This window comes from Sphingobium cyanobacteriorum (genome assembly GCF_030580935.1).
GTDB lineage: Bacteria > Pseudomonadota > Alphaproteobacteria > Sphingomonadales > Sphingomonadaceae > Sphingobium > Sphingobium cyanobacteriorum.
Genome location: NZ_JAUQOM010000007.1, coordinates 149,916 through 176,608, shown reverse-complemented (window position 1 = coordinate 176,608; position 26,693 = coordinate 149,916). Strand labels below are relative to the sequence as shown.

24 protein-coding genes are annotated in these 26,693 nt (G+C 65.0%); 11 read left to right on the top strand and 13 right to left on the bottom strand.

All coding sequences use genetic code 11. The features are described 5' to 3' along the window. Positions 1-30: 30 nt before the first annotated feature. Positions 31-708, bottom strand: coding sequence for a response regulator (locus Q4610_RS14525; protein ID WP_304536677.1), 678 nt, complete (start codon positions 706-708; stop codon positions 31-33). Between the two features lie 104 nt (positions 709-812). Here Q4610_RS14525 and Q4610_RS14520 point away from each other — a divergent pair, with 104 nt between their 5' ends. The 3 genes from Q4610_RS14520 to Q4610_RS14510 are packed head-to-tail and all read left to right on the top strand — an operon-like array spanning position 813 to position 6,424. Further along, positions 813-1,922, top strand: a complete 1,110-nt coding sequence (locus tag Q4610_RS14520; RefSeq protein WP_304536676.1) for an efflux RND transporter periplasmic adaptor subunit — start codon at positions 813-815, stop codon at positions 1,920-1,922. Positions 1,923-1,925: 3 nt separating this feature from the next. Continuing rightward, on the top strand, positions 1,926-5,012 hold the full coding sequence (locus Q4610_RS14515; protein WP_304536675.1) for a multidrug efflux RND transporter permease subunit: 3,087 nt from the start codon (positions 1,926-1,928) through the stop codon (positions 5,010-5,012). Next, on the top strand, positions 5,009-6,424 hold the full coding sequence (locus Q4610_RS14510) for an efflux transporter outer membrane subunit (RefSeq protein WP_304536674.1): 1,416 nt from the start codon (positions 5,009-5,011) through the stop codon (positions 6,422-6,424). The genes Q4610_RS14515 and Q4610_RS14510 overlap by 4 nt, the downstream gene beginning before the upstream one ends. 151 nt (positions 6,425-6,575) lie before the next feature. Here the strand turns inward: Q4610_RS14510 and Q4610_RS14505 are convergent, their stop codons facing one another. The 6 genes from Q4610_RS14505 to Q4610_RS14480 all read right to left on the bottom strand — a co-directional run bounded on the left by Q4610_RS14505 (position 6,576) and on the right by Q4610_RS14480 (position 13,855). Then, complete coding sequence (locus Q4610_RS14505; RefSeq protein WP_304536673.1) at positions 6,576-7,802, bottom strand: tyrosine-type recombinase/integrase; 1,227 nt, start codon at positions 7,800-7,802, stop codon at positions 6,576-6,578. A gap of 128 nt (positions 7,803-7,930) precedes the next feature. After that, positions 7,931-8,626, bottom strand: coding sequence for a tRNA (guanine(46)-N(7))-methyltransferase TrmB (trmB, locus tag Q4610_RS14500; RefSeq protein ID WP_304536672.1), 696 nt, complete (start codon positions 8,624-8,626; stop codon positions 7,931-7,933). A gap of 38 nt (positions 8,627-8,664) precedes the next feature. Next, positions 8,665-9,774, bottom strand: a complete 1,110-nt coding sequence (locus Q4610_RS14495; RefSeq protein WP_304536671.1) for a hypothetical protein — start codon at positions 9,772-9,774, stop codon at positions 8,665-8,667. Positions 9,775-10,295: 521 nt separating this feature from the next. Next, positions 10,296-11,495: a methionine adenosyltransferase gene (gene metK, locus Q4610_RS14490; RefSeq protein ID WP_304536670.1), complete on the bottom strand. Its 1,200-nt coding sequence runs from the start codon at positions 11,493-11,495 to the stop codon at positions 10,296-10,298. A gap of 57 nt (positions 11,496-11,552) precedes the next feature. Next, positions 11,553-13,208, bottom strand: a complete 1,656-nt coding sequence (lnt, locus tag Q4610_RS14485; RefSeq protein WP_304536669.1) for an apolipoprotein N-acyltransferase — start codon at positions 13,206-13,208, stop codon at positions 11,553-11,555. 8 nt (positions 13,209-13,216) lie between these two features. Beyond that, positions 13,217-13,855, bottom strand: a complete 639-nt coding sequence (locus Q4610_RS14480; RefSeq protein ID WP_304536668.1) for a YqaA family protein — start codon at positions 13,853-13,855, stop codon at positions 13,217-13,219. A 101-nt stretch (positions 13,856-13,956) separates the two neighbouring features. Between Q4610_RS14480 and Q4610_RS14475 the strand changes: the two genes are divergently transcribed. The 3 genes from Q4610_RS14475 (at position 13,957) to Q4610_RS14465 (ending at position 15,887) form a co-directional block, all read left to right on the top strand. After that, positions 13,957-14,199, top strand: a complete 243-nt coding sequence (locus Q4610_RS14475) for a hypothetical protein (RefSeq protein ID WP_304536667.1) — start codon at positions 13,957-13,959, stop codon at positions 14,197-14,199. Positions 14,200-14,387: 188 nt separating this feature from the next. After that, positions 14,388-15,101, top strand: a complete 714-nt coding sequence (locus Q4610_RS14470; protein WP_304536666.1) for a hypothetical protein — start codon at positions 14,388-14,390, stop codon at positions 15,099-15,101. A gap of 84 nt (positions 15,102-15,185) precedes the next feature. Next, positions 15,186-15,887 (top strand): glutamine amidotransferase, encoded by a 702-nt coding sequence (locus Q4610_RS14465; RefSeq protein WP_304536665.1) that lies wholly within the window; start codon positions 15,186-15,188, stop codon positions 15,885-15,887. Positions 15,888-16,024: 137 nt separating this feature from the next. Here Q4610_RS14465 and Q4610_RS14460 read toward each other — a convergent pair whose 3' ends face one another. Further along, the gene (locus Q4610_RS14460; protein ID WP_304536664.1) at positions 16,025-16,681 is read right to left on the bottom strand and encodes a glutathione S-transferase; all 657 of its coding nucleotides are present in this window, start codon (positions 16,679-16,681) and stop codon (positions 16,025-16,027) included. A gap of 125 nt (positions 16,682-16,806) precedes the next feature. Between Q4610_RS14460 and Q4610_RS14455 the strand changes: the two genes are divergently transcribed. Continuing rightward, complete coding sequence (locus tag Q4610_RS14455; protein WP_304536663.1) at positions 16,807-18,030, top strand: polyhydroxyalkanoate depolymerase; 1,224 nt, start codon at positions 16,807-16,809, stop codon at positions 18,028-18,030. A 46-nt stretch (positions 18,031-18,076) separates the two neighbouring features. On the opposite strand, the gene Q4610_RS14450 is transcribed toward Q4610_RS14455, so the two are convergent. The 5 genes from Q4610_RS14450 to Q4610_RS14430 form a co-directional block, all read right to left on the bottom strand. Further along, positions 18,077-18,430: a YbaN family protein gene (locus tag Q4610_RS14450; RefSeq protein ID WP_304536662.1), complete on the bottom strand. Its 354-nt coding sequence runs from the start codon at positions 18,428-18,430 to the stop codon at positions 18,077-18,079. Between the two features lie 162 nt (positions 18,431-18,592). Further along, positions 18,593-19,900, bottom strand: coding sequence for a sensor histidine kinase (locus Q4610_RS14445; RefSeq protein ID WP_304536730.1), 1,308 nt, complete (start codon positions 19,898-19,900; stop codon positions 18,593-18,595). Between the two features lie 175 nt (positions 19,901-20,075). Next, the gene (locus Q4610_RS14440; protein ID WP_093020877.1) at positions 20,076-20,741 is read right to left on the bottom strand and encodes a response regulator transcription factor; all 666 of its coding nucleotides are present in this window, start codon (positions 20,739-20,741) and stop codon (positions 20,076-20,078) included. Positions 20,742-20,790: 49 nt separating this feature from the next. Further along, positions 20,791-21,129 carry a hypothetical protein gene (locus tag Q4610_RS14435; RefSeq protein WP_304536661.1) on the bottom strand — a complete coding sequence of 113 codons (339 nt, stop codon included), beginning with the start codon at positions 21,127-21,129 and terminating at the stop codon, positions 20,791-20,793. Positions 21,130-21,252: 123 nt separating this feature from the next. Continuing rightward, positions 21,253-21,984 carry an SIMPL domain-containing protein gene (locus Q4610_RS14430; RefSeq protein WP_304536660.1) on the bottom strand — a complete coding sequence of 244 codons (732 nt, stop codon included), beginning with the start codon at positions 21,982-21,984 and terminating at the stop codon, positions 21,253-21,255. A 139-nt stretch (positions 21,985-22,123) separates the two neighbouring features. On the opposite strand from Q4610_RS14430, the gene Q4610_RS14425 reads away from it, so the two are divergent. From Q4610_RS14425 to Q4610_RS14410, 4 genes are all read left to right on the top strand, one after another. After that, positions 22,124-23,905 (top strand): ABC-F family ATP-binding cassette domain-containing protein, encoded by a 1,782-nt coding sequence (locus tag Q4610_RS14425; RefSeq protein ID WP_304536659.1) that lies wholly within the window; start codon positions 22,124-22,126, stop codon positions 23,903-23,905. A gap of 95 nt (positions 23,906-24,000) precedes the next feature. Then, positions 24,001-24,714, top strand: a complete 714-nt coding sequence (locus Q4610_RS14420; protein ID WP_304536658.1) for a VIT1/CCC1 transporter family protein — start codon at positions 24,001-24,003, stop codon at positions 24,712-24,714. 41 nt (positions 24,715-24,755) lie between these two features. Further along, positions 24,756-25,301: a glutathione peroxidase gene (locus tag Q4610_RS14415; protein WP_304536657.1), complete on the top strand. Its 546-nt coding sequence runs from the start codon at positions 24,756-24,758 to the stop codon at positions 25,299-25,301. Between the two features lie 14 nt (positions 25,302-25,315). Next, positions 25,316-26,608 (top strand): M20/M25/M40 family metallo-hydrolase, encoded by a 1,293-nt coding sequence (locus tag Q4610_RS14410; RefSeq protein ID WP_304536729.1) that lies wholly within the window; start codon positions 25,316-25,318, stop codon positions 26,606-26,608. Positions 26,609-26,693 lie beyond the last annotated feature (85 nt).

The window sequence follows — 26,693 nt, the reverse complement described above, 5'->3', positions numbered from 1 at the left end:
ACAATTGCCGGGCCAGGCTATTCCCGGTCTTCATGCGCGTGCCGTCATCCGATAACCGACACCGCGCACGCCTTCCGGCATGTCGGGCGCTCCAGCCTGGTCCAGCTTGCGGCGCAGCTTGCTGATATGGCTGTCTACAGTGCGGTCGAGCGCGTCCGATCCCGGCAAACAGGCATCGACCAGGTCGCCGCGCGTGAAGACCCGCGTGGGGTTGCGCGCCATGTGCGCAAGCAGGCGAAATTCGGTGAGAGTCAACGCAACGTCGCGGTCTTTGACGCGGACGATATGACTGGCGGTGTCGATCGCGACCGGGCCAACGCGCAGCACGCCGCTGGCACCCGGCCCGCCAGCGCGGCGCAGCACGGCTTTGGTCCGCGCGACAACCTCGACCGGGTTGAATGGCTTGATGACATAATCGTCGGCACCGACGCGCAGCGCCTGAAGTTTGTCGAGATCCTGGTCGAGTGCGGTGATGACGACCACTGGCGTGTCGCCGCGACGCCGCACCTCGGACAACACCTCCCATCCGTCGACCTGCGGCATGGTGATGTCGAGCAGGAGGATATCGGGGCGCAGCGCCCGATGCAGCTCGAGCGCGGTGCGCCCGTCGCTGGCCTGGACGGTGCGGAAACCCTCACGCTCAAGATAAGCGCGCACGATATCGGCGATGTCCTTGTCATCCTCGGCGATCAGGGCGAGCGGGTTCATGCACATGGAATAGCAGTGGTGCCCGGGTGATGGCCAGTGCTCTCCACGCAACCTCCACACAATCTCGACCGATACGCCATGCAACGGAGCGAAAGGGTGTCGTCATGATCGATGCATCTCTTCGCCTTTCACTTACTCCCCTGTTGTTTGCCCCGTTGCTGGCCGGATGCGTCGCTGATGCGCCTGCCGCCAAACCGGACACCGTAGAGGTGCTGACCTCCACGGTCGCGCCCGCGCCGATGACAATCGCCGACGAACTGCCCGGTCGCGTCGCCGCATGGCGGACCGCCGAAATCCGGGCGCAGGTCGGCGGTATCGTGCTGCGACAATTGTTCGAGCAAGGCGCGTTGGTTCGTGCTGGCCAACCGCTGTTCCAGATCAGCCCCGCGCCCTATCGCGCCGATGCCGATGCCGCACGCGCGACGCTGCAAAAGGCGAGCGCGGCGCTGATCCGAACTCAGGTGCAGGTGGAGCGATTGAAGCCACTGCTCGCGGCAGACGCGATCAGCCGGCAAAGCTTTGACGATGCGGTTGCCGCGCGCGCGCAGGCTACGGCGGAGGTGGCGGAGGCGCGCTCGACGCTGCGGCGGCGACAACTCGATCTCGGCTTCTCGCGGGTGTCTGCTGCCATCGCGGGGCGGATCGGCGCGGCGAACGTGACGGAAGGGGCGCTGGTCAGTGTGGGCGACGCCGCACCGCTGGCGACCGTACAGCAGATCGATCGCGTCTATGTCGATCTGCGTCAGCCCGCCGATCGCTTCGCGGCACTGCGGGCATCGGGAAAGACCGATCTGCCGGTCGAGATTCTCACCGCCGACGGGCAGGCCCTCCCCATCAAAGGACATGTCCTGTTCTCCGGTATCGCTGTCGATCCGGGCACCGGCGATGTTCTGGTGCGAGTCGCGGTCGATAATCCAGGTGAACGGTTGCTGCCCGGCATGTTCGTCCGCGCGCGCCTGCCGCGCGCCACGATGCCCGCCGCGCTCAGCGTGCCGCAACAAGCGGTGACACGCGATGGCAGCGGGACTGCGCAGGTCAGCGTCGTCGATCAGCAGGATCGGGTGCATGTCCGCCGTGTCAGCGTGGGTGAAGTCGTGGATGGCCGCTATTTGATCCTTTCGGGCTTGCGCGCGGGAGAGCGGGTGATCGTCGAAGGGCAGGACCGGGTGCAGGTCGGCACACCGGTTGCCACGCGGCCGTGGCGGGCGCGCTAAGCGATGGCCCGCTTCTTCATCGACCGCCCGGTCTTCGCCTGGGTCATCGCCATCGCCATCGTGCTGCTCGGCGCGATAGCTCTCCCGCAGATGCCGGTCGCGCGTTTCCCCAGCGTTGCACCGCCCAGCGTCAGCGTGTTTGCCACCTATCCCGGCGCGACACCGCAGACGCTCAACGACAGTGTTGTCTCGCTGATCGAGCGCGAGATGTCAGGGGTCAAGAACCTCCTCTATTTCGACAGCAGCACAGATACCTCGGGCAGCGCCACCGTCACCGCCACCTTCCGCCCGGGCACCAACGTCGAGCTGGCGCAGGTCGATGTGCAAAACCGGCTGAAGGCGATCGAGTCCCGCCTGCCGCAGGCGGTCCGCCAGACCGGCGTCACCGTCGAATCCGCCTCGTCGGGCTTCCTGATGATCGTCAGCCTGATGTCCGACGATGGACGGCACGACGAGGTCGCGCTGGCCGATTATATGACCCGCCGCATCGTCGATGAGCTGAAGCGGGTGCAAGGTGTTGGGCGGGTGCAGAATTTCTCCGCCGAACGCGCCATGCGGATCTGGATCGATCCGGCCAGGCTTGCGGGCTACGGTCTGACCGCCAGCGACGTGACGGCGGCGATTGGCGAGCAGAACGTCCAGATCGCGCCCGGTGCGCTGGGTTCCGAGCCGACGACGACCGGCCAGCGCGTGACCGTGCCGCTGACCGCCGACGGCCAGCTGAAGACGCCCGAGCATTTCGCGGGCATCGTCCTGAAAGCGAACACCGACGGATCGTCGGTGACGCTCGATAAAGTCGCGCGGATCGAATTGGGTCGGCAGAGCTTCGGCACTGCGACGCGAGAAGAGGGCAAGGTCGCCGCCTCCGCCGCGATCCAGCTGTCGCCGGGCGCGAACGCGGTTGCGGTGTCGAAGGCGGTGAAGGCGCGCATGGCCGAACTGGCGCGCGGCTTTCCAGCGGGCGTCAGCTGGTCCGCGCCCTTCGATACCGCTCCGTTCGTGAAGGTGTCGATCGAAAAGGTGCTGCATACGCTGGTCGAAGCGATGATCCTCGTCTTTCTGGTGGTGTACCTGTTCCTCCAGAATTTCCGCTACACACTGATCCCTGCGATCGTCGCGCCAATCGCGCTGCTCGGCACGATCGCGGTGATGCTGCTGGCTGGCTATTCGATCAACGTGCTGACGATGTTCGGCATGGTCCTCGCCATCGGTATCATCGTCGATGACGCCATCGTGGTGGTCGAGAATGTCGAGCGGCTGATGCACGAGGAGCATTTGTCCCCACGCGACGCGACTGTCCGCGCGATGGGCGAGATTACGCCCGCGATCATCGGCATCACGCTGGTCCTGTCGGCGGTGTTCATTCCCATGGCGCTGGCGTCGGGATCAATGGGCACGATCTATCGCCAGTTCTCGATGGCGATGGCCGTGTCGATCCTCTTCTCTGCCTTTCTCGCGCTGACGCTAACGCCCGCGCTGTGCGCCACTTTGCTGAAGCCGGTGGAGACGGCGAGGTCGAAGAACCGCTTCTTCCGCGCCTTCGACCGCTGGCTCGATGCGACAACGGCGCGCTACCAGTCGTGGGTTGCGACGTTGCTCCGGCGCAGCGGGCGGGTGATGGCGGTGTTCGCGCTGATCGTCGGGTTGCTGGCCATCGGATTCGCCAACCTGCCGTCGTCCTTCCTGCCCGAGGAGGATCAGGGCTATTACATGACCAGTTTCCAGTTGCCCGCCGACGCCACCGCCACGCGGACACTGGAGGCGGTCACCACCTTTGAGCGCTTTGCCGCGACGCGCGCCGGTGTTTTGACGACGCAATCGATCCTCGGCTTCGGCTTTTCCGGTTCGGGGGCCAATGCCGCGATGATCTACACCATGCTGAAGCCCGGTGCCGATGTGCGGGCCGAGATCGCGGCCGCCGATGCGGCGATGGGCAGGGCTATCCATGAAGGCCAGGTGATGAACCTGATGCCGCCCGCAATCGAGGAACTCGGCACCTCGTCCGGCTTCGCGTTGCGGCTGGAGGATCGCGCGGGCAAGGGGCGCGAGGCGCTGGGGGTTGCGCGCGACCTGATTCTGAAACTTGCCGCCAAAAGCGAGAAGCTGTCGAACGTCTATGCAGATGGCCTGCCCGGCGGCACCAATGTCCGGCTCGACATCGACCGGGCTAAGGCGCGCGCGATGGGCGTATCGTTCACCGCAATCACCGACATGATCGGGACATCGCTCGGTAGCAGCTATGTCAACGATTTTCCCAACGCGGGACGGTTGCAGCAGGTGATCGTGCAGGCGGATGCGTCGCACCGCATGAACCTCAACGATGTGCTGGCGCTGCGCGTCCGCAATAGCGGCGGTGGGACGGTGGCGCTGGCCGAACTGGTGACGCCGGTGTGGCAACATGGGCCGCTGCAGTTGTCCAACTATAATGGGTATCCCTCCATCAGCATCACTGGATCGCCGGCACCCGGCGTGTCGAGCGGCGATGCGATGAAGGCGATGGAACGGATTGCCGCAGAGCTGCCACGCGGTTTCGCGATCGAATGGACCGGGGCATCGTTGCAGGAACGCGATGCGGGCGCGCAGGCTCCGCTGCTGCTGGCGCTGTCGATGCTGGTCGTATTTCTGGTGCTGGCGGCGCTGTACGAAAGCTGGTCGATCCCGGCTGCGGTGATGCTGGTTGTGCCGCTCGGGCTGATCGGCGCGGTTGCGGCGGTGATGTTGCGCGGGATGGCGAACGACATCTTCTTTCGCGTCGGCCTCATCACCATCATCGGCCTCAGCGCGAAGAATGCGATCCTGATCGTCGAGTTTGCCAAGCGCTTTCGCGCGGAGGGGATGGAGCTGGTCGAGGCCGCGCTGGCTGCGACGAAGGTGCGACTGCGCCCGATCGTGATGACCAGCCTTGCCTTCACGCTCGGCGTCATGCCGCTGATGCTGGCACGCGGCGCGAGCGCGGAGACGCAGGCGGCGATCGGCACCGGGGTGTTCGGCGGGATGCTGACCGGCACGGTGCTGGCGGTGCTGTTCGTGCCGGTGTTCTTCGTGGTCGTGGTCGGGCTGGCCGAACGGCGCGGGGGCAAGTCGGCATGACGATGCGCGCATTTCCCCTCGCACTGTTGCTGGCCACGACCGCTTGCTCGATGACGCCGAAGCTGGCGCTGCCCGCCGCGCCGGTTGCTCCCGATTATCCCATCGCGCTGGACGGGGAGGCGATCCCCGCATGGCGCGGCATGTTCGGCGATCCGCGTCTACAACAGCTGATCGCCCTCGCGCTCACCGACAATCGCGATCTGCGCATCGCCGCGCTCAATGCGGAGGCGGCGCGCACGCAGATCCGCGTGACGCGCGCGCAGGGCTTGCCGAACGTTAGCCTGGACGGCAGCTATTCCCGCCAGCATCAGCCCGGCAGCGTCGCGGGCGCAGGCGTGGGGCTGAACAACGCCCCGTCGTCCGGCGTCACCTTCGGCCAGATCACCGCGCAGGCGGCGCTGACGTCGTTCGAGGTCGACCTGTTCGGTCGGTTGCGTGCGCAGAACACCGCCGCGACGGAGCGCTATCTGGCCTCGCGTGCGGGACAGCGCGCGGTTCGGCTGACAGTGATCGGCGCGGTGACCGATGCCTTTCTGGCGGAGCGGCTGGCGGAGGAGCAACTGAGCCTCACCGAAGCGACGCTGACCGACTGGCAATCCTCGCTCGCCATCGCGCGGCGGCTGCACGATGCCGGCCAGGCAAGCGGCGTCGATCTGGCCCAGGCCGAGGGCCTCGCCCGGCAGGCACAGGCGGACCTTGCCCAGCGCCAGCGGGAGCGGATGCAGGCCACCAATGCGCTGACGCTGGCGGTCGGTGCGCCGCTGCCCGCCGATCTCCCGCATCCGATCCCGCTGATGCAGCAGTCCATCCGCACTGCGCTCGACGCGGGCACGCCATCGGATCTGTTGCTGCACCGCCCCGACATTGCACAGGCCGAGCATGAACTGCGCGCCGCCAATGCGGATATCGGCGCGGCGCGCGCGGCGTTTCTGCCGCGTCTGTCGCTGACGGGAGCGTTCGGCTTCGCCAGCCTTGCCCTGGGCGGGCTGTTCAACGGCGCCAACCAGAGCTGGTCGTACACTCCGGCGATATCGCTCCCGATCTTTCGCGGCGGCGAATTGCGCGGCAACCTCGACCTGGCCCGGCTGCGAACGTCGATCGCGGTAGCCACTTATGAAAAGAGTATCCAGACCGCGTTCCGCGAGGTTGCCGATGGTCTGGCCGCGCGCGCGACCTTCGCCAGTCAGTCGAGCGAGCAGCAGGCCGTCGTCGCGCAGGCGGAACGGCGTCTCGCCCTCGCACGACTGTCCTATCGGGCAGGAACGACGGGTCGTCTCGAATTGCTCGACGCGCAACGCACAGCCTATGCCGCGCAGCAGGCGGTGCTGATAACGCGCCGCGATGAACTGACCAGCGCTACCGCCCTCTACCGCGCGCTGGGCGGGGACATGATAACGGAGACACCGCGATGACACTGCCGGAAAGCACTGTCGCCAAGTTTGAATGGATGTATCCGGTTCACAAGGAGTTCGGCGTGCTCGCCTTTCTCGTTGGCATCAAATAGTTTTCGCCGAAGTGCCGCGACGATGTGGGACACATGTGCGGTTTGAGTGCCGTGATTGACTATCTGGCGGGGCGGGAGAGATTGGAACTCTCGTCGATAGCCTCGGAAAGGTGATCGTTCCACGTTGCCAGTGCCTCACGCTTCTCAGGTTTCCAATCGTGGCGTTGATAGATTCCTGCCACTCCGGAGCGTGATCCGCCGACGTGGTTGAGAACCGCTTCCGTCACCTCGAACCGGACGCCGAGCCTTTGGAAGCCGGTTGCCAGTGATCGCCTGAGGTCGTGGAGGCGCCAACCCGGCATCGGAGCGCCACCATCCTTTGAAATCAGCCTGTCGAGCTTCGTCTTGCCCTTGTGATAGGCCATGAACGCGGCGCCGGTCGCCGTAGGAAACACCCTCCCGCGATTTGGCCACTTTTCGCTACCTGCCACCTTGTCGAGTTCGGACATCGCGAGGTCATTGAGCGGTATGGTGGTCGGCTCGCCGTTCTTGGTCCGATCGCCGGACAGCCGCATCTCACGTTCTCCGCGATCCAACTCCTGCCAGTGAAGCCCGCCGATCTCTTCCCGACGCTGGCCGGTGGCAATCAGGAGTCGCACGATCGGCCCAAAGCACCGATGGCATTCCGGGGCCCGAATCCAGACCCTCGCCAACTCGCTGTCGCTCAGCCAGCGTTCGCGAGGTTTTACGGCTTTCGGCGTTTCCATGCCTTCCATCGGGCTTCTGTCGATGTCGCCACGGCTCACCGCCCATCGAAATAGGCGCCTTAGCACCGCAAACACGTTGCGACGATTGGCGGCCTGATTTGGCGGCATGCGATCGAACACCGCTACCACGTCGATGCGCGTGATTGTAGGAAGCGCCTTGTCCCGCAAGACGGGCTTGACGTGTCGCCGAAGGGATCGCGATACGAGCGTCGACCAGCCTTTCCCTTTGCAGTCCGCCGCAAAGCGATCAGCGTAGTTGGAAAAGGCAAGGTCGACAGCCTCTCGCCGTCGCTGCTTGTCCGATTCGACGGGGTCGATCCCTTGGGCGACGAGGCGGAGGAGTCGCGTCGCCTCCTCGCGAGCGGTGAAGGGCGTCCATGGCGAGCCGTGACCGCCGATGGTGTAGCGACGCGTCTTCGCCTCGCGGCCACCCATGCGATACTGGACGACATAGGACGCAGAGCCGCCCGCGGTGATCTTCAGTCCGAACCCCTTCAGTTCGTCATCCCAAAGGAAGCCGGTAACAGCTCCTGCCTGAAGCGCATCGAGGGTTCGCTTGGTGATTTTTCCCGTGGCCATGACGAACCTCATGTACCAGAAAAGTAATCACCCAGCAATCACCGGAGCGGAAACCGGCGGCGGCAGGCGGCGGCGGGTTTCGGACTATGATACTGATATATCTTGTTTATCTGTGATAAGCTATTGATCTAAATCCGCCGGAAACGGAAGTACCAGACCTCATGCCCGATACGGCGGGCTTTGGCTTCATAGCGGGTTTCGGGCCAGCCACCGGGGCGGTTCTGGAAATCCTTGGGCTCGTTGGCCAGCCAGTCGAAATCGGGATGGCCGTTCATCACCATGAGCGCCCAGCGCAGATAGACCGGATGATCCGTGCCGAAACGGAACTCGCCGCCGGGCTTGAGTTTCCTGGCGATCATCGCGACCGGGCCGGGGTTCATCATCCGCCGCTTGGCGTGACGCGCCTTGGGCCAGGGATCGGGGTGGAGCAGATAGACAAAGCTCAGCGATCCGTCGGGAATGCGGCTTAAAACCTGGAGTGCGTCACCCATGTGCAGGCGGACATTGCCCAGCGCGCCGTCGCGGACATGGCCGAGCGCCTGAACGACGCCGTTGAGGAACGGTTCGCAACCGATGAAGCCGTGGTCGGGCAGCAGGTCGGCGCGCCAGGCGAGATGCTCGCCACCGCCAAAGCCGATCTCGAAATGGAGCGGGCGATCATAGCCGAAGAGATTGGCAGCCGTGACCGCGCCTTCCTGCGGCACCGCGATCGCGGGGAGCAGCGTGTCGACCAGTTCCTGCTGGCCTTTGCGGAGCTTTGGCCCCGACTGGCGGCCATAGAGGCGGTTGAGCGTGGTCGGGTCGCCGGATTTATGCGCTGTCATGGGGTGCGCCGATAGCCGGGCGGAGCGATGGGGGCAACCTAGTCCTTCTTCATCGCGTCGGGCGAGATGCTGATCCGGGTGCCGCCCTTGCCGTATATGCTGGTCGCGGACAGCGGCTTTTCCTTCTGGAAAATGTCGATGGCCTGGGCGGGTGGTGGCAGGGTCACATAGCTGGGATATTGCAGCCAGCGGTCCAGTCGCTTGACCATGACCAACCATGGGGTGGGACTGGCATCCTTGTCCTTGTCGGGCGTCAGCAGGCCGGACAGCGAATCCCGGCCGACGTCGAGCAGGACGCCGGAGTCGCCTAGAGGAATGACATAGCCGGCATCGTCTCCTTCGCCCTGATAGATGGGCAAGCGGCCACCGATCCGGTCGGGATGGACGCAGAGTGTCGGGGCGGCGGGGGCTTTGCCCTTCTTGCGCGCCTTCTGGTCATTGTCTGTTACCAGACTGCCCATCATCGCGCCGAGCAGCAGCGCAGCGTCATCCTGCTTCGCCTTTTCGGCTGGCGGGCCGAAGCTGCGCGGTTGGGCGCACGAGCGGATGGGCGTTGCGGCGGCGAGGGGCGGGAGTTTCTTCGGCCAGCCGACCTGCTGTATCATCCGGTTCATCGCGGCGTCGAGTTGCGCGGCATCGTAGACGGCGGAGGTCATGCGCAGCTTTACCACCCATTCCCCCAGGCCGATGAGCGCGACGCCGCTGCTGCGACCGATCTGGGTGACGGAGAAACTCTGGCGCAGGCCAGCGGCGACGGTGGCGCCGGGGATGGCGAAGGGGGTGGGCGCGCCCTGCGGCGTGACCGTGCCGAACCTTTCATTGGTGGCGATCATGGTCGCGGCGACATCGAACCAGAGCGCGGTCGATGGCTGGGCGGCGTGATAGATGTAGATGTTGACATGGGTGCGGCCGATCGGATCGTCATAGGCGATCGACATATCGAGCAGCGGACCATCGCTGAGGTCGAGGATTTCGCCGCGGGCGAAGCCGTCCATGGTGGCGGGCAGCGCGATGCCGGATGGCTTGTGGAGCCAAGGCTTGCCAGCCTTTGCGGCGATGGCCGTGGGGGCCTGATTCTGGGGTGATGCCGGAATAGCGGCAACCAATGCTGCCAGTGCGATGGCCAGGCGCCATATGGTCTTTTGCACAAACTGCCCCTTTCCGAACCCCTACGGTGCAGCAGAGTAACGGAAAGGGGCAGAATGAAAAGTGGCTGGCCGAGGGCGACGAGAAGAGACGCCGTCGGGTTTCGGCAGGATGAGGGCTGAAAGCCCGCCTGCCGCCCATGGTTCGTCAGGTCATTTGCACGGGATGAAACGCCCCTTCGCGTCCTTGCAGGGGGCGGCAGACGCAGGAGCGGCGCTGCCGGCCATGAATGACAGGCCGATGAGGGCGGGAACGAGCGTCCTGATCATGGGAACCTCTTTGGGGGAGAGGGTGCCGGGCTCGACAGGGGTGCGAGCCCGACAGGGGCTGTATGCGCCGGGGCGGGGCGCGACGCCAATGAACTTTTCGTCATGTTGCGGACAGCGAAGTTGACAGCAGAAAAGGGCGACGAAGCGGGTGCTTCGTCGCCCTTTTCTGTGGGGTTGGGCGCTGTGCCCGCCCCGCCGCAACTGACGCGCTGCGCGCGCAAGTCTCGCTGCCCCTCCCGCATGCGGGAGGGGGATCAGGCCAGAGCGGCCTTGAGCGCGTCGACTAGGTCGGTCTTTTCCCAGGGGAAGTAATCGCCTTCGGGCGTGCGTCCGAAATGGCCGTAGGCGGCGGTTTTCTGGTAGATGGGCTTGTTGAGGCCGAGATGGGTGCGGATGCCCTTGGGCGTCAGGCGCACCAGGGTCGGCAGGACCGCCTCGATGGCGGAGGCTTCGACGGTGCCGGTGCCGTGCAGGTCGACATAGAGCGAAAGCGGTTCGGCGACGCCGATCGCGTAGCTCAATTGGATCGTGCAGCGACGGGCAAGGCCCGCGGCGACGATGTTCTTCGCCAGATAGCGGGTGACATAGGCGGCCGAACGGTCAACCTTGGTCGGGTCCTTGCCGCTGAACGCGCCGCCGCCATGGGGCGATGCGCCGCCATAGGTGTCGACGATGATCTTGCGGCCGGTGAGGCCAGCGTCGCCGTCCGGGCCGCCGATTTCGAACAGGCCGGTCGGGTTGACATAGATGGCTTCATCGCCCGGCAGCCAGCCTTCGGGCAGGATGTCGGCCATCACGCCCTTGACGTAATCGCGCAGCTTGGCGCGGCTTTCGTCATTGTCCATGCCGGCGGCGTGCTGGGTCGAGACGACCAGGGCGGTGGCGCGGACCGGCTTTTCATTCACATATTCGAGCGTCACCTGGCTCTTGGCGTCGGGCTCCAGGAAGTCGACGACCTTGGCATGGCGGTCGGCGGCCATGCGTTCCAGGATCTTGTGGCTGTAATAGAGAGTGGCGGGCATGAGGTCGGGGGTTTCGTCCGACGCATAGCCGAACATGATCCCCTGATCGCCGGCGCCTTCATCCTTGTTGCCGCTTTCATCGACGCCCTGGGCGATATGGGCGGACTGGCCGTGGAGGTTGTTTTCGAAGCGGAAGGTCTGCCAGTGGAAGCCGTCCTGCTCATAGCCGATGCGCCTGACCGTTTCGCGGACGGTGGCTTCGATCTCTTCCTTGGCGCCGGGCGCCCAGGCGCCATTTTCATAGACGCCCTTGCAGCGGATTTCTCCGGCCAGGACGACGAGCTGGGTCGTGGTCAGCGTTTCGCAGGCGATGCGGGCTTCGGGGTCTTTCGACAGGAAGAGATCGACGATCGAGTCGGAAATCTGGTCAGCGACCTTGTCGGGATGGCCTTCGGACACGGATTCCGAGGTGAAGAGGAATTGGCTACGCATGAGACTCCCGTAAGACTAGGACGGACTAAAGGATATAAAGAAAACTTTATGTGCCTATTAGCTTTTGCCTTTGCGGAGCGCAAGGGCCGCGCCGAGCAGCAGGAGCATCAGCGCCAACGGTGCCCAGTTGCCCAGCCGCGCGAACAGCGTGGGCGGCAGCGCGGGGGGCAGGCCGGCGTCGAGGAAACCCGCGCGGTGAAGGCCGAGCGCGTGGACGACCTGGCCACGCGCGTCGATGATCGCGGAGACGCCGGTGGGGGTGGCGCGGATGATGGGAATGCCCTCTTCGATCGCGCGGAGGCGGGCCTGCGCCAGATGCTGGACCGGACCCCAATTGCCGAACCAGGCGTCGTTGGACGGGTTGAAGAGGAAATCGGGGCGGTTGGCGGCGTCGATCACATGGCCTGAGAAGATGATCTCGTAACAGATTTGCACGCCCATTTTCAGTGCCGGGCGGCCGAGCGTCGCCGGGAGCGTCAGGCTTTGCGGGCCGGGGCCGGGCCAGAAATCCGCGTCGCCCGGCACCAGTCGCGACAGGCCGATCGGTTCGAGGATGCCGCGCATCGGCAGATATTCGCCATAGGGGACCAGATGCGCCTTGTCATAGCGGCCAAGCATGGTGGCGCGGGGGGTGACGATCCAGACGCTGTTGTTCGCGCCGACCAGTTTGTTGACGAGGACGCCGTCCTGTTCGACCGGCTTGAAATAAACCTTGTCTCCGCCGGTCAGCAGCAGGTCGCCGGGACCGAGCAGGCCGGCAAGGCGCGCGCGCCAGTCGGGTTCCATGTCGAGATAGGCGGGGATCGCGGCTTCGGGCCAGAAGATGAGGCGCGGGGCCGGGCGGGGCTGGCCGGAAAGGGCGGTGAGCTTGCGGAAATTGCGATATTCCGCCTCCACCGAATATTTCTCGTCCTGGCCGATATTGGGCTGGACGATGCGGACGCGCGGCGCGCCGGAGGGCGTGGCGGGGGCAGGGGCGAGCAGGCCCCACAGGACGAGCGCGGCGAGGGGGGCGAGGATCGCGGCAGCGGGGCGGACCTGACGGCGGAGCGCCAGCAGGATCGCCCCGGCGGCGAGGATGGTCAGCGCGCCCAGGCCATAGGTGCCGATCAGCGTCGCGCCGATCGCCATGCCGGTGGGCAGCAGGATCGCGCCCAGCGGGTTCCAGGCAAAGCCGGTGAAGAGGGTGGCGCGCAGATATTCGGTGGCGAGCCAGGTGGCGGCGAGGAAGAGGGGAAGTGGGAGGAACGCCGATCCTCCCCTGCAAGGGGAGGTGGCATCGCGAAGCGATGACGGAGGGGTGTCGTCCTCTCGATAGGTGGGCACCCCTCCACCACCGCTACGCGGCGGTCCCCCTCCCCTTAAAGGGGAGGAATTGCAAAGCCACCATGCGCCCAGCGTCGCAAATCCTGGGAAAACCGCCAGGTACAGCGACAGCAGGATGACCGCGCCATAGCCGAACCAGTGCGGCATCGAGTCCTGGAAGGTGAAGGCGTGGGCGATCCAGTTGAGGCCACACGTGAAATGGCCGACGCCGAACAGCCAGCCGCGCAGGAAAGCGGCGCGGCGGTCGGGGGCATCCTCTATCACCAGGATCAGCGCGATCAGGCAGGCGAGGGTGACGGGCCAGAGATTATAGGGGGCAAAGCCGGTTGCCGAGAGGAAGCCGGCGAGCAGGGCGACCAGCTTGGGCCGGGCGAGGAGGATGCGCATGAGGCCCCTTAACGGCCGATCGACGCCATGGTGGCGTGGGAGCATTTGTCGTCCTTCTTCCCGCCGCCGGTCAGCATCGAGGCGGCGATGAAGCCGCCGACGATCAGGATGAGGAAGGCGGCCGACAGCAGGGCGAGATATTTTTCGATGAACGCCTTGATCGGCCGTCCGAATTTCCAGAACAGGAAACCGACCAACATGAACTGGAAGGCGCGGCTGAGGATGCTGGCCCAGAGGAAGGTGACGAGCGACAGGCCGACAAAGCCCGCCGTGATCGTGATGAGCTTGAACGGGATCGGCGTCGCGCCCTTAATCAGGATGATTTCCGCGCCGTAATCGCGCAGATAGCAGGCGGCGACCGGGAATTTGGCGGCGAGGCCGAGCGCGGACAGGATCTGCTGTCCCACCGTTTCATAGAGGAAATGGCCGATGCCATAGCCCAGCAGCCCGCCCAGCACCGAAGCGAGGGTGCAGATGAAGCCGAAGCGGAGCGCCTTTTCCGGGCGGGCGAGGCACATGAGGCCCAGCAGCGGATGCGGCGGGATCGGGAAGAAGCTCGATTCCATGAAGCTGATGGCGAAAAGCCAGCGTTCGGCGTGGCGGTGCGCGGCCTTCGCCAGCGTCCATTGGTAGAGCCTGGTAAGCATCGCGGCCGGGCCTAGCCGAGATGGCGGATGGCCGCCAGCGCTTTTGGGCGGTCTTGATCGGACAGGTCGAGATGATAGAAGGCAGGCGAGGGAGAGATGATATGCAAGGCATGGGTGAGGGCGATTGTCCCTTCAGCTTCAATACCGAACCGGCGACATTCAAGGTCGGCGACACAGTGAGTTATCGGGTGACGGGCAGCCTGGAGGGCTTTCCTTTCGCAGGGGTTCTGCTGGAAGTGCATGAAGATCATGTCGTCCTGACCAGCAATCCCGATGACAAGGCGAGCCGGATGCGCGCGACGCGCGAAGCCCGGCCGGTCGTGCAGGAAGCCGATGTGTGCTGAGCATTTGTTGACCATGCCCGGTCTGTGCGGCGGCCTATTGTCCAACGGACCGTGAAGCGGGGCGGCAGGCGACGGGGTTGATTGTTTCGTGCCGTCTGGGCATGACGCCCCTTCCCCCGCCCTTTGGGTCCGCACGTTTGAACATCCCCACCATATCCTGGGCAACAGTGCGGCAGCGCGCAGGTGGCATGGCGTTCGCGCTGGTGCTGAACCTGCTGCTGTTGCTGGCACTGTTCACCCTGTCGCCGGCGATCGATCCGCCAAAGGCCGATGAGCGGCTGCCTGTGACGTTCGATGTCGAGGCCGGTTCCAGAGACCAGCAACAGGCCAAGGCGGACAAGGCGCAAAAGCGCGCACAGAACAAGGCGGCGCCGCGAAAAATGGTGGATCGGGTGGCGCGGCCGCCGATCCGGCAGGAAAAACCCGCCGAACAACCGCCGTCGCCCTTTCCCTTCCTGACCCTGAACAGGGAGCAGATGGCGTCTGCGGACATCGGCACCATGCCCAAGGGCGTGCAGGGCGCGGGTGCGGGGCAGGGCGACAGCGCCGCCGTGGCGGGGCCGGGCGAAGGGCCAGGGGGCGTGCAACTGTTCGAGGCGGAATGGTATCGGCGACCGACCGACGCCGAATTGTCGCCCTATCTGCCCGCCAATGCCCCGGCCGAAGGCTATGGGCTGGTCGCGTGCAAGACGGTCGATCATTTCCATGTCGAAAATTGTCAGACACTGGGGGAATCGCCGCCCGGATCGGGACTGGCGCGGGCGGTGCGCCTGGCCGCCTGGCAATTTCTGGTGCGGCCGCCCCGGCTCAACGGCAAGATGATGGTTGGAAGCTGGGTGCGCATAAAGATCGACTATAAACGGACGCTGGCGCCGGGCGATAGCGGCGGGGCCGGCCGGTAGCGCTGCCAATAGCATGGATTGTCACAGGTCAAGAAAGCTTGGGGTGGCGACGGCCGCTGCAATTGTCTAGTATCCCGATCAGCAATGAAAAGAGCGTTGATCGTCCGACATGTTCCGCGTGAAGGTGCGGCAGGCTATCTCCAGCCGATCGAGGCGGCGGGCTATCATATCGACCGCATCGATGTCGCCAGCCCGGATTTCGCCCATGTCGATCTGTGTGCCCCCGACCTGTTGATCATGATGGGCGGGCCGATGGGGGTGTATGAACAGGATCGTCATCCCTGGATTGCGGTGCAGCTTGAAAAACTGCGCGCGCGGCTTGCCGTCGACCGGCCGACGCTGGGCGTGTGCCTGGGCAGCCAGATGATCGCGGCGGCGCTGGGTGCGCGGGTCTATCCCGGCGGGCATATGGAACTGGGCTTTGCGCCGGTGCATGTGAACGGCGCGGGCGCGGCGTCGCCGCTGCGCCATATCGACGGCGTGCCGATCCTGCACTGGCACAGTGACACGTTCGATTTGCCCGCCAATGTCGAGTTGCTCGCGTCCACCGGCCGCTATGCCCATCAGGCATTCCGGCGCGGCCCGAACCTGTTGGCGCTGCAATTCCATGCCGAAATGGGCCAGGACCCCCGTTTCGAGGAATGGCTGACCCATTTCTGGGCCGATCTGGACGTGGCGCAGCAATGCGGCGTCGCGCTGCGCGAGGATCATGATCGGCACGGCCCGGTCGCGGTGGCGGCGGGTCGGGCGATGATCGGCGAATGGCTGGCGGGGATCGGGACGTGACGGGTCATGGCAGGCCGATGGCCTTGGTGCGGCACTTTCGTCGCGGATCGCCCTGACTTCGACCCTGCTTTCCATGCCGGTCGGCGGGCAGGCCCGCCAATCCGGTCATCCAGATGCATGGCCGGGGAAAAGCCCCTTCAGAATTCCACTTCCAGTTCAGCCATTTCTTCCGGCTCTGCGCGCGCTGCCTTGATCCATTCGCGCATCAGCGACCAGTCATTGATCGTCTGGCAATAGGCGGCCGTGGTCTGCGACACCGGCACGGCATAGGTCAGGAAACGTTGTGCCACCGGGGCGAACATGGCGTCGGCGACCGTGGGCGCCTTTCCGAACAGCCAGGGGCCGCCATGGCTGTCCAGGCATTCGGCCCAGATCGTCTCGATCCGCTCGATATCGGCCTTGGCGCCCGAAAAGATCGGGAAGCGGGCATGGCGCACCTTCAAATTCATCGGCAGCGCTGATCGCAGGTTGGCGAAGCCCGAATGAATTTCTCCCGACACCGACCGGCAATGGGCGCGGGCGATGCGGTCGGCGGGATACATGCCGGCCTGTGGATAAAGTTCATGCAGATATTCCGCGATCGCCAGCGTGTCCCACACGCTGGCGCCTTCATGCGTCAGGCGCGGCACCAGCACGGATGGTGAGAGCAGCAGCAATTCCGCCCGGTTTTCCGGGTCGTCCAGCGCAATCAGCTTTTCGGCCACCTCAAGCCCCGCCAGCCGGCAGAGCAGCCAGCCCCGCAGCGACCATGAAGAATAATTCTTGCTTGAAAGAGTGAGTTCCGCGACCGCCATGCCTGTCCTCCGCTTCACCTCAACGTCCCATTTATGATGATGCAGTGCAACACAAAAAGATTGTATAGCGTTTCAGCTAAAGACTGATTCGGTTCGCGGACACAAATTAAGGCTCAAATCTCGCTATGCGTATGCTTTATAGTGGTTATCAGGCTTGGAACGACATGCTCGCCCCGGCGCGACTCGGCGCGCAATGGGCGCTGAACATGCGGGACAGGATGGGGCCGATGGCCGATTGGGCCATGCCGCGACGCATGTTTGCGCTGATGGATGTCTTTCAGGGCGCGAAGCTGACGCATAAGCGGCCGGCCTATGATATTCACAGCGTGACCAGCGGCAATGCCGAGGTTTCGGTGCGGGAGGAGATCGCGCTCGACCTGCCGTTCGGCGACCTGCTCCATTTCGTGAAGGACGAAGTGGAGGCGCATCAGCCCAAAGTGCTGGTGGTGGCCCCGATGTCCGGCCATTTTTCGACCTTGCTGCGCAGCACGGTTGCAACATTGCTGCGCGACCATGATGTTTACATCACCGACTGGAAAAATGCGCGCGATGTGCCGTTGGCGGCCGGGCGTTTCGGCTTTGATGATTATGTCGATTATGTGATTCGCTTCCTCCAGGAAATGGGCGAGGGTGCGCACCTGGTATCGGTGTGCCAGCCCTGCGTTCCCGCGCTCGCCGCCGTGGCGCTGATGTCGGAGGACAAGGACAAGGCGACGCCGCGGTCGATGACGCTGATGGGCGGACCGATCGATCCCAATGCCGCGCCAACCGTGGTCAACGATCTGGCCAATGAAAAGCCGATCGCCTGGTTCGAGGAAAATCTGATTTCGGTCGTTCCCTTCCGTTATGCCGGGCGCGGGCGGGAAGTGTATCCGGGCTTTGTGCAACTCTCCGCCTTCGTATCCATGAATCTGGAACGGCATGGCGGGCAGCATCGCGAACTCTATCAGTTGCTGGCCGATGGCAAGACGGTGGAGGCGGACCGGATCAAGACATTTTACGAGGAATATTTCGCGGTCCTCGACATGACCAAGGAATTCTACCTTGAAACCGTGGACATGGTGTTCCAGCGGACCTTGCTGGCCAAGGGGGAATTGATGGTGCGCGGGCGCAAGGTGGATCCCGGCGCGATCCGCAAGACCGCCCTGCTGACGGTCGAGGGGGAGAAGGATGATGTCTGCGCCGTGGGCCAGACCTCTGCCGCCCATGGCCTGTGCACCGGCCTGCGCCCGCATATGAAACGCCATCACCTCCAGCCGGGCGTCGGCCATTATGGCGTCTTTTCCGGCAGCAAATGGGAAAAGCAGGTCTATCCGCAGGTGCGGAACATGATTCTGGCGATGAACTGAAATCCCCGCCGCATCCTGGAGGAAGGGCGCGGTTTGTCGTTGCGCTTCACGCCTCCGGGCGGGTCCATATCCAGCCGCCGCCAATCATCGCGGCCGCGACCGGGATCAGAAACCAGGGCCATGGCGAGAAGATCAGTGCCAGCACCACGCTGAAGGCGAAAGCGCCAAGCGCGGCTGTCTTGCCCTTGCGGCTGATCGCGCCGCGCGCCCGCCAGCGGCGGATATGCGGGCCGAAATGCTTGTGATCGAGCAGCTTCGCCTCCAGCCGGGGACTGGACCGCGCAAAGCAGAAGGCGGCCAGGATCATGAACGGCACGGTCGGCAACAATGGCAGGAACGCGCCCACCGTACCCAGAGCGATCGCGATGCATCCTGCGATGAAATATAGGTGCTGCCGCATGACTATCCTGTTCCAGCCGCGCGTCGCCGCTGTGATGCTATTGCTTCGCATCTGCGGCGGGCGATGGCAAGGCGCGGATGCGCGGGGGCGGTCTGAAGCGAATTTTCCTGAACGTGCGGCATGATCACGGGCCATAAAGGCGCGCTTGGGGTATCCCGGCCGTCAAGCGGCGGGCAACCGCAACCGGACCAGCAGCCCGCCCAGATCCTCGCTTTCCTCCAGCGTCACGGACCCACCGTAGATTTCCGCCACATCGCGCACGATGGCAAGGCCAAGGCCGGTGCCGGGCTTGCCCGAATCCAGCCGCACGCCACGGTCGAAAATGCGCACCCGGTCGGCTTCGGGAATGCCCATGCCGTCATCCTCGACCTGAATCTCCACCATGCCGTCCGCACGCGCCACGACCGTCGCGAACACGCTGCCGCCGCCATATTTGGCGGCGTTCTCGATGAGGTTGCCCAGCATCTCGTCCAGGTCCTGGCGCTCGACCCGGACGGCGGCCTGCCGGTCGCCATCCATGTCGACGCGCGCGTGCGGATAGAGGCGCTGGACCGCGCGTTCGACGGCGGTGAGGCTGGCCCAGACATCCGCGCGGCTCTGCGCCGCGCCGCGCCGGCCCACGGCGCGGGCGCGGGCGAGATGATGGTCGACCTGGCGCCGCATCGTCGTCGCCTCGCGGATCACCGCGTCGCCCAGGTCCGGCGCCTGCGCGGTCGCGGCGTTCATGATGACGGTCAGCGGCGTCTTGAGCGCATGGGCAAGGTTGCCCGCATGGGTGCGCGCCTCCTCCGCTTGCCGCTCATTATGGGCCAGCAGGGCGTTCAACTCCTCGACCATGGGCAGCACTTCGGCCGGCATGGGTTCGGTCACGCGGCTCTTTTCGCCGCCGCGCATCCTGATGATCTCCAGCCGGACCTTGCGCAGCGGGCGCAAGCCATAGATGGTCTGGAGGCTCGCCAGCACGAACAGCCCGATCGCCAGCAGCGTGAAGCTCTTGAACAGGGTGGAGCGCAGCGTCTTGATCTGCCCGTCCAGCCCTTCGCGCGCCTGCGCCACCATGAACAGCCAGCGAGTGTTGGAGCCGGGCAGCAGCACGGTGCGCTCCATGATGCGCAGATCCTCGCCGGGAAACTGCTTGCTGTCATAGACATGCAAGTGCCGGTCATGATGGTCCGCCGGTGCCTTGAGCGCCCGGTCCCACAGCGAGCGCGAGCGCCAGTCCTCATGCCCCTTGGCGCTGATCTGGTAATAAAGCCCGCTATTGGGTTCGAGGAAGCGCTGGTCGGCCAGTTCGCGATTGAACAATACTTCGCCGTCCGGGCCGATTTCCGACGCGGCGATCATCGCGGTCAGCACATAGTTCATGCCGTCGTCGAAATTGCGCGTGATTGCATCGCTCAACACCCGGTCCAGCGCCACGCCGCCGCCCAGCAACAGCACGCTGATCCACAGGGCGGCGATGCCGATCATCCGCCGGCTGATGGAGCCGGTGGAACGGACGGGGGGAGGGCTTGCCGCGTCAGTCACGAAAAGCCGTTCGGTTCAAGCCGCTTCGAGCGCAGTCGGAAAGAGGCCAGCCGATAAACGGGCGCCAGAACCCGTTCTCGACAAGCGCGAACCGAACGGAGAGGCAGGGCGATGATGTTTACCGCCCCGGCTCATCCAGGCTGTAGCCAAGCCCGCGGATCGTGGTGATGACATCGGCCCCCAATTTCTTGCGGATGCGGGTCACGAACACTTCGATCGTGTTGGAATCGCGGTCGAAATCCTGATCGTAGATATGTTCGATCAACTCGGTGCGGCTCACCACCTTGCCCTTGTGATGGAGCAGGTAGGACAGCAGCTTATATTCCTGCGCCGTCAGCTTCACCGGATCGCCCTTCAGCGTCACCTTGCCCGAACGGGTGTCGAGCCGTACATCGCCCGCGATCAGCTCGCTCGACGCATTGCCCGATGCGCGGCGGATGAGCGCGCGCAGCCGGGCGATCAGTTCCTCGCTCTGGAACGGCTTGGCCAGATAGTCGTCCGCCCCCGCGTCCAGCCCGGCAACCTTGTCCGACCAGCTATCGCGCGCGGTCAGCACCAGCACGGGAAAGGCGCGGCCTTCCTTGCGCCAGCGGTCCAGCACGGTCAGCCCGTCGATCGTGGGCAGGCCCAGGTCCAGCACCACCGCGTCATAGCTTTCGGTCGAGCCGAGAAAATGCCCGTCCTCGCCATCGGTGGCGAGGTCGACGGCATAGCCCGCGCCCTCCAGCGTGTTCCTGAGCTGCTGGCCCAGATTCGGTTCATCCTCGACGATCAGCAGACGCATGGGGCTTTTCCGTTTTCTGTTATGGAACAGGTGTTGTGCGGCGCGCGGGTCAGCGCGCCATGCCGATGATATCGCCGGTCCGGCCGTCCGCATCAACCCACATGACCTTGCCGTCCTTCACATATTTCAGGCGATAATGGTTGGAGCCGGGATTGAATTCGCTGCCGACATAGGTGGCGCCGCCGACCGCCGCATCCACGCGGCGCTTGATCATCGCGAACGGCATGACCTGCCCGTCCAGCATCGCCCGGCGTGCGGCATCCTGTTCGTCCCTGCGATTGCCCGCGTCGGCGGCAGGGATGCCCACCGCCAGGGCAAGCACCGCCGCGATCGCAGCCGTCAGCTTCTTCCTCTTCATCATCATGGGCATGGCATAGGCGACAGGCATTGAACAGGTGGTGAATGGCGCGCAGATGAACAGAAAAGGCGGCGACGCACAAGCATCGCCGCCTTTTCTGTCCTTGATCATCGCGTGCAGGCGGGGATGACGATCATGGTTGAATGAAGCGCCTTATTTGTCCAGCGCATATTGCACCGTCAGCGTCACCGATGCACTGACCTGACCGGGTTCGACCGGGGTGGTGGGGGCTGCGTCCGCCTTGAAACGGGCGCTTTGCAGCATCGGCATCGGCGGCTGCCCGCCGCTGCTGCTTTCGCTGATCGACACGAGGCGCGCGGTGCGGAAGCCCGCCGCCTGCGCATAATAATCCGCCTGCGCCTTGGCGCTCCTGAGTGCCGTTCCACGCGCCTGCACGATCAGCGGCGAAGGATCGTCGATGGAGAAGGTTGGGCCGCTGATGCTGGTTGCGCCTGCCGCGACCATGGCATCCAGCGACGCGCCGACCTTTTTGATATCGCGCAGTTTCACGGTCAGTTGATTCGACGCCTCATAACCGATGAAGCGCGGCCCTTCGGGCTTTCCATCCTGATTGCTGTAATCATATTGGGCGGACAGGGTGATGCCGCTGGTCTGGATATCCTTCCGGGCGATGCCAGCCTTTGCGAGCGCGGCGATGAGCTTGTCGGTTTTGGCGGCATTGTCCTGCATGGCGGCCTGCGCGGTGAGCGCGCGGGTCTGGACGCCGGTGCCAATGGTCGCGACATCGGGCGCGGCCTCGACGCTTTCGGTGACGTTCAATGTCACCACCGGCGCCGTCTCGGCGATGGTGACGCTGGTCTGGGCCAAGGCCGCCACGGGAAGGGCGGCGACGCCGAGCGCCATCAGGGCGAGAGCGGATTTCATGGATATGTCTCCTCTATGAGCGTTGCACCCGCATGTGAACCGGATGCGATGAATGGACGCTGACATGCGTTGAAAGCCGTGGGACAGCTTTCCGGTTCCACTCTTGCCCCCAGCCGTCACAGGCCTTAGCTGCACGAGCATGGCAGCACCGATCCTCTCGTTCGAAAATCTTGGCCTCTCGCAAGGCTCTCACTGGCTGTTTCGCGGCCTCAACATCGCCGTCGGCGCGAAGGACCGGCTCGCGCTGATCGGCCGCAACGGCGTGGGCAAGACGACCTTGCTGAAATTGCTGGGTGGTCAGATCGAGGCGGACGAGGGGGTGCGCTCCGTGCAGCCGGGCGCGCGGGTCATCACGCTGGAGCAGGACCCGGACGTGACGCCCTTCGCCACGCTGCATGATTTCGCGCTGGCGGGCGAATTCGCGCCACCCGCGCATGAGGTGGAGGCGATCGCCGACCAGCTTGGCATCGACCTGTCGCGCGAGGCGAAAACCGCGAGCGGGGGCGAGCGCCGCCGCGCCGCCATCGCCCGCGCGCTGGCAAGCGAGCCGGACCTTTTGTTGCTGGACGAGCCGACCAACCATCTGGACATCGCCGCGATCGACTGGATCGAAAACTGGATGGCGCGCTATACTGGCGCGTTCATCGTCATCAGCCATGACCGCGCCTTCCTGACGCGGCTGACGCGCCAGACGCTGTGGCTGGACCGGGGGATCATGCGCCGCAACGAAATCGGCTTCGGCGGCTTCGAGCAGTGGATGGAGGCGGTCTATGCCGAGGAGGCGCGCGCGGCCGAAAAGCTGGACGCGAAGCTGAAGCTGGAGGCGCACTGGCTGGAACGGGGCGTCACCGCGCGGCGCAAGCGCAACCAGGGTCGCCTGTCGAAACTGTGGGAAATGCGCGCCCAGCGTGCCGCGATGCAGGGGCCGCAGGGCACTGCCAAGATCGCCGTGGCCAGCGACGACAGCAAGACCAAGAGCGTCATCAAGGTCGAGCATGTCACCAAGGCGTTCGGGGATCGGACCATCATCGATGACCTGTCGCTGCGGGTGCAGCGGGGCGACCGGATCGGCATCGTGGGCGGCAATGGCGCGGGCAAATCGACGCTGCTGAAACTGCTGACCGGCGAACTCGCGCCCGACAGCGGCAGCGTGACGCTGGCCAAGACACTGGACATGATCTTCATCGACCAGCAGCGCAGCCTGATGCAGGGCGACAAGACGGTGCGCGACGTGCTGGCCGAAGGGGGCGACTGGATCGACGTGCGGGGGGTGCGCAAGCATGTCCATGGCTATCTCAAGGATTTCCTGTTCGATCCGGGCCTGGCGGAGGCGAAGGTGGCGACCCTGTCGGGCGGCGAGCGGTCGCGCCTGCTGTTCGCGCGCGAATTTGCCCGCGAATCCAACCTGCTGGTGCTGGACGAGCCGACCAACGACCTTGACCTCGAAACGCTCGACCTGTTGCAGGAAGTGATTGCCGACTATGACGGCACCGTCCTAATCGTCAGCCATGACCGCGATTTTCTGGACCGCACCGTCACCGTGACATTGGGGCTGGACGGGACCGGCGTGGTCGACGTGATCGTCGGCGGCTATGCCGACTGGATCGCCAAGCGCGATCCGCGCAAGGCGGTGCGGCAGGAGAAGAAGGCGGTCGCGCCGCCGCCGCCGCCAAAGCCGGTATCGGCCAAGCTCAGTTACAAGGACCAGCGCGACCTTGAATTGCTGCCCCGGCGGGTCGAGGAACTGGAAGCGGCGATTGCGCGGGACGAGGATATGCTGGCGGACCCGGCCCTGTTCACGCGCGATCGCAAGCGGTTCGACGCCCTGACCGGCGCGATCGAGAAGGCGCGGGCCGAAAAGGATGCAGCCGAAGAACGCTGGCTGGAACTGGCGGAAAAGGCGGAAGGGTTGGCGACCTGATTTCCATGCGCCTGCTTGCGCAGGCGGATGGACCATGGAACGCTCGACTTCGTGGCCGGCGAACGCCAGGATAGGGCAGACAAGAGGGGGACGTCATGGACACGCAGACCGCATCCGCACAGCCGCATCATGAGGTCCATTATGTCAATCGCGTCGGCTGGCTCAGGGCGTCGGTGCTGGGGGCCAATGACGGGATCATTTCGACCGCCAGCCTGATGACGGGTATCGCCGCGTCCGGCGCGGACGCGCAAACCATCCTGCTGACCGGCATCGCCGCGCTGGTGGCGGGGGCCATGTCGATGGCGGCCGGCGAATATGTGTCGGTCAGCGCCCAGTCCGATACGGAACGCGCCGACCTTGCCAAGGAAAAAGCGGCGCTCGCCGCCCAGCCCCATGCTGAATGGGCGGAGTTGCGCGATATCTATGTCGATCGTGGCCTGACGCTGGAGCTTGCCGGGCAGGTGGCGCAGCAGTTGATGGAGGCGGATGCACTGGGCGCCCATGCGCGCGACGAACTAGGCATTTCCGACATTGCGACCGCGCGCCCGGTGCAGGCGGCGCTGGCGTCTGCCGCCAGCTTTGCCGTGGGCGCCACCCCGGCGGTGCTGGCATCGGCCATCGCACCGGCCAGCGGCGCGATCCCGGCGATCGTGGGCACCTGCCTGCTCTGCCTCGTCCTGCTTGGCCATGTCGGCGCGAAACTGGGCGGGGCAAAGCCGCTGCGCTCGATCATGCGGACGCTGTTGTGGGGCGCGCTGGCGATGGCGGCGACGGCGGGCGCGGGGCATCTGTTCGGCGCGGCGATTTGATGCCAAGGTCCGCCCCGACCTGATTCCCAAGGAGACGAGACATGACCGATATCCAGCAAATCCCGCTCAAGACTATCAAGGGCGCGGACGCGAGCCTGGCCGAGTATGCGGGCAAGGTGGTGCTGGCGGTCAATGTCGCCTCCAAATGCGGCCTGACCCCGCAATATGAAGGGCTGGAGGCGCTCTATGCCGATTACAAGGACAAGGGGCTGGTGGTCGCGGGCTTCCCGGCCAATGATTTCGGCGCGCAGGAGCCGGGCAGCAATGACGAGATCGCGACCTTCTGCACCACCAATTTCGGCGTGGATTTTCCGATGTTCGAAAAGATCGTCGTCACCGGCCCGGACAAGCATCCGCTCTATGCCGCGCTGACCAGTGCGCAGCCGGAGGCGCAGGGCGAGGGCGATGCGTTTCGCGAGAAGCTGAAAGGCTATGGCATGACCCCCAATCCGGTGCCCGAAGTGCTGTGGAATTTCGAAAAATTCCTGATCGCCAAAGACGGCAGCGTCGCCGCGCGTTTCGCGCCGACCACCGCGCCCAATGACCCGGCGCTGATCGCCGCGATCGAGGCGGAACTGGCCAAGTGATCCGGTCGCTGGTTATGGGCGCGCTGCTTCTGGGCGGCGCGCCCGTCGCCCATGCCGCGCTCAGCCCGGCCGAACGGACCATCGGCGCAACGGTCGATGCGGGCCATGAGACGGCCGTGGCGCTGCTCGAACGGCTGGTGAACCAGAATAGCGGGTCGATGAACCTGGCGGGGGTGAAGGCGGTCGCCGATATGCTGCGCCCGGAATATGAGGCGCTGGGCTTCACCGTCACCTGGAAGCCGATGGACGCCGCAAAGCGGGCGGGCCACCTGATCGCGGTGCACAAGGGCAGGGCGGGCGGCACGAAGATGCTGCTGATCGGCCATCTCGACACCGTGTTCGAACCGGACTCGCCGTTCCAGACGTTCGTGCGCGAAGGCGACTTCGCCCGTGGCCCCGGCGCGGCCGATGACAAGGGCGGGGTGGCGACGATGCTGCTGGCGCTCAGGGCGATGCAGGCGGCGGGTACGCTCAAAAACGCGCATATCGAAGTGGTGCTGACCGGGGACGAGGAGGATTCGGGCGATCCGGTCAGCGTCGCCCGCGCAGACCTGATCGCGGCCGGCAAGCGCGCCGACGTGGCGCTCGATTTTGAAGGGCTGAGCCAGGAGGGGGGCAAGGACATGGGCTCGATCGCCCGCCGCTCCTCCAACAGCTGGACGCTGACCGCGACCGGCACGTCCGGCCATAGTTCGGGCATCTTCTCCGCCAGCGCCGGGGACGGCGCGATCTACGAACTGGCCCGCATCATCACGGCCTTTCGCAAGGAACTGCCCGAACCCGATCTGACCTTCAACGTTGGCCTGATCGGCGGCGGCCAGAGTGCCGATATCGACAAGGATGGCGTGCGCATCGCGGTGACGGGCAAGACCAACATCATCCCGCCGGTCGCGGTGGCGAAGGGCGACTTCCGCACGCTGAGCGAAGAACAGACAAGGCGGGTGCAGGCGAAGATGCAGGCGATCGTGAATGCCGGGCACCTGACCGGCACCGGGGCCAGCATCGCCTTTGACCTTGGCTATCCGTCGATGGCCCCGACCGATGGCAACAGGGCGCTGCTGGCCAGGCTGAACGGCATCAATCGCGATCTTGGCCTGGCCGAAATGCCTGCGCTCGATCCACTGAAACGCGGCGCGGGCGACATCAGCTTCGTCGCGGCGGACGTGGACGGACTGGTCGGTCTTGGCCCCGCCTCCAGCGGCGATCACAGCCCGGCAGAGAAAGTGGACCTTGTCAGCATGAAGCGTCAGGCCAAGCGCGCCGCGATCCTGATGAGCCGCCTCGCGGCGGAGAAGGGACGGAAATAAGGGCAACGCCCGCGCTTGGGAACGGGATAGTCGAGGGCGGCCGCGTAGCGCTTCAATCCTGCCGGGAAAAGGGCTAGATCGCGTC

Excerpts from the sequence above, each read along its gene's own strand:
- Q4610_RS14525 (WP_304536677.1), bottom strand. The coding sequence starts at position 708 with ATGAACCCGCTCGCCCTGATCGCCGAGGATGACAAGGACATCGCCGAT.
- Q4610_RS14520 (WP_304536676.1), top strand. The coding sequence starts at position 813 with ATGATCGATGCATCTCTTCGCCTTTCACTTACTCCCCTGTTGTTTGCC.
- Q4610_RS14515 (WP_304536675.1), top strand. The coding sequence starts at position 1,926 with ATGGCCCGCTTCTTCATCGACCGCCCGGTCTTCGCCTGGGTCATCGCC.
- Q4610_RS14510 (WP_304536674.1), top strand. The coding sequence starts at position 5,009 with ATGACGATGCGCGCATTTCCCCTCGCACTGTTGCTGGCCACGACCGCT.
- Q4610_RS14505 (WP_304536673.1), bottom strand. The coding sequence starts at position 7,802 with ATGGCCACGGGAAAAATCACCAAGCGAACCCTCGATGCGCTTCAGGCA.
- trmB (WP_304536672.1), bottom strand. The coding sequence starts at position 8,626 with ATGACAGCGCATAAATCCGGCGACCCGACCACGCTCAACCGCCTCTAT.
- metK (WP_304536670.1), bottom strand. The coding sequence starts at position 11,495 with ATGCGTAGCCAATTCCTCTTCACCTCGGAATCCGTGTCCGAAGGCCAT.
- lnt (WP_304536669.1), bottom strand. The coding sequence starts at position 13,208 with ATGCGCATCCTCCTCGCCCGGCCCAAGCTGGTCGCCCTGCTCGCCGGC.
- Q4610_RS14480 (WP_304536668.1), bottom strand. The coding sequence starts at position 13,855 with ATGCTTACCAGGCTCTACCAATGGACGCTGGCGAAGGCCGCGCACCGC.
- Q4610_RS14475 (WP_304536667.1), top strand. The coding sequence starts at position 13,957 with ATGCAAGGCATGGGTGAGGGCGATTGTCCCTTCAGCTTCAATACCGAA.
- Q4610_RS14470 (WP_304536666.1), top strand. The coding sequence starts at position 14,388 with ATGGCGTTCGCGCTGGTGCTGAACCTGCTGCTGTTGCTGGCACTGTTC.
- Q4610_RS14465 (WP_304536665.1), top strand. The coding sequence starts at position 15,186 with ATGAAAAGAGCGTTGATCGTCCGACATGTTCCGCGTGAAGGTGCGGCA.
- Q4610_RS14460 (WP_304536664.1), bottom strand. The coding sequence starts at position 16,681 with ATGGCGGTCGCGGAACTCACTCTTTCAAGCAAGAATTATTCTTCATGG.
- Q4610_RS14455 (WP_304536663.1), top strand. The coding sequence starts at position 16,807 with ATGCGTATGCTTTATAGTGGTTATCAGGCTTGGAACGACATGCTCGCC.
- Q4610_RS14450 (WP_304536662.1), bottom strand. The coding sequence starts at position 18,430 with ATGCGGCAGCACCTATATTTCATCGCAGGATGCATCGCGATCGCTCTG.
- Q4610_RS14445 (WP_304536730.1), bottom strand. The coding sequence starts at position 19,900 with ATGATCGGCATCGCCGCCCTGTGGATCAGCGTGCTGTTGCTGGGCGGC.
- Q4610_RS14440 (WP_093020877.1), bottom strand. The coding sequence starts at position 20,741 with ATGCGTCTGCTGATCGTCGAGGATGAACCGAATCTGGGCCAGCAGCTC.
- Q4610_RS14435 (WP_304536661.1), bottom strand. The coding sequence starts at position 21,129 with ATGCCTGTCGCCTATGCCATGCCCATGATGATGAAGAGGAAGAAGCTG.
- Q4610_RS14430 (WP_304536660.1), bottom strand. The coding sequence starts at position 21,984 with ATGAAATCCGCTCTCGCCCTGATGGCGCTCGGCGTCGCCGCCCTTCCC.
- Q4610_RS14425 (WP_304536659.1), top strand. The coding sequence starts at position 22,124 with ATGGCAGCACCGATCCTCTCGTTCGAAAATCTTGGCCTCTCGCAAGGC.
- Q4610_RS14420 (WP_304536658.1), top strand. The coding sequence starts at position 24,001 with ATGGACACGCAGACCGCATCCGCACAGCCGCATCATGAGGTCCATTAT.
- Q4610_RS14415 (WP_304536657.1), top strand. The coding sequence starts at position 24,756 with ATGACCGATATCCAGCAAATCCCGCTCAAGACTATCAAGGGCGCGGAC.
- Q4610_RS14410 (WP_304536729.1), top strand. The coding sequence starts at position 25,316 with ATGGGCGCGCTGCTTCTGGGCGGCGCGCCCGTCGCCCATGCCGCGCTC.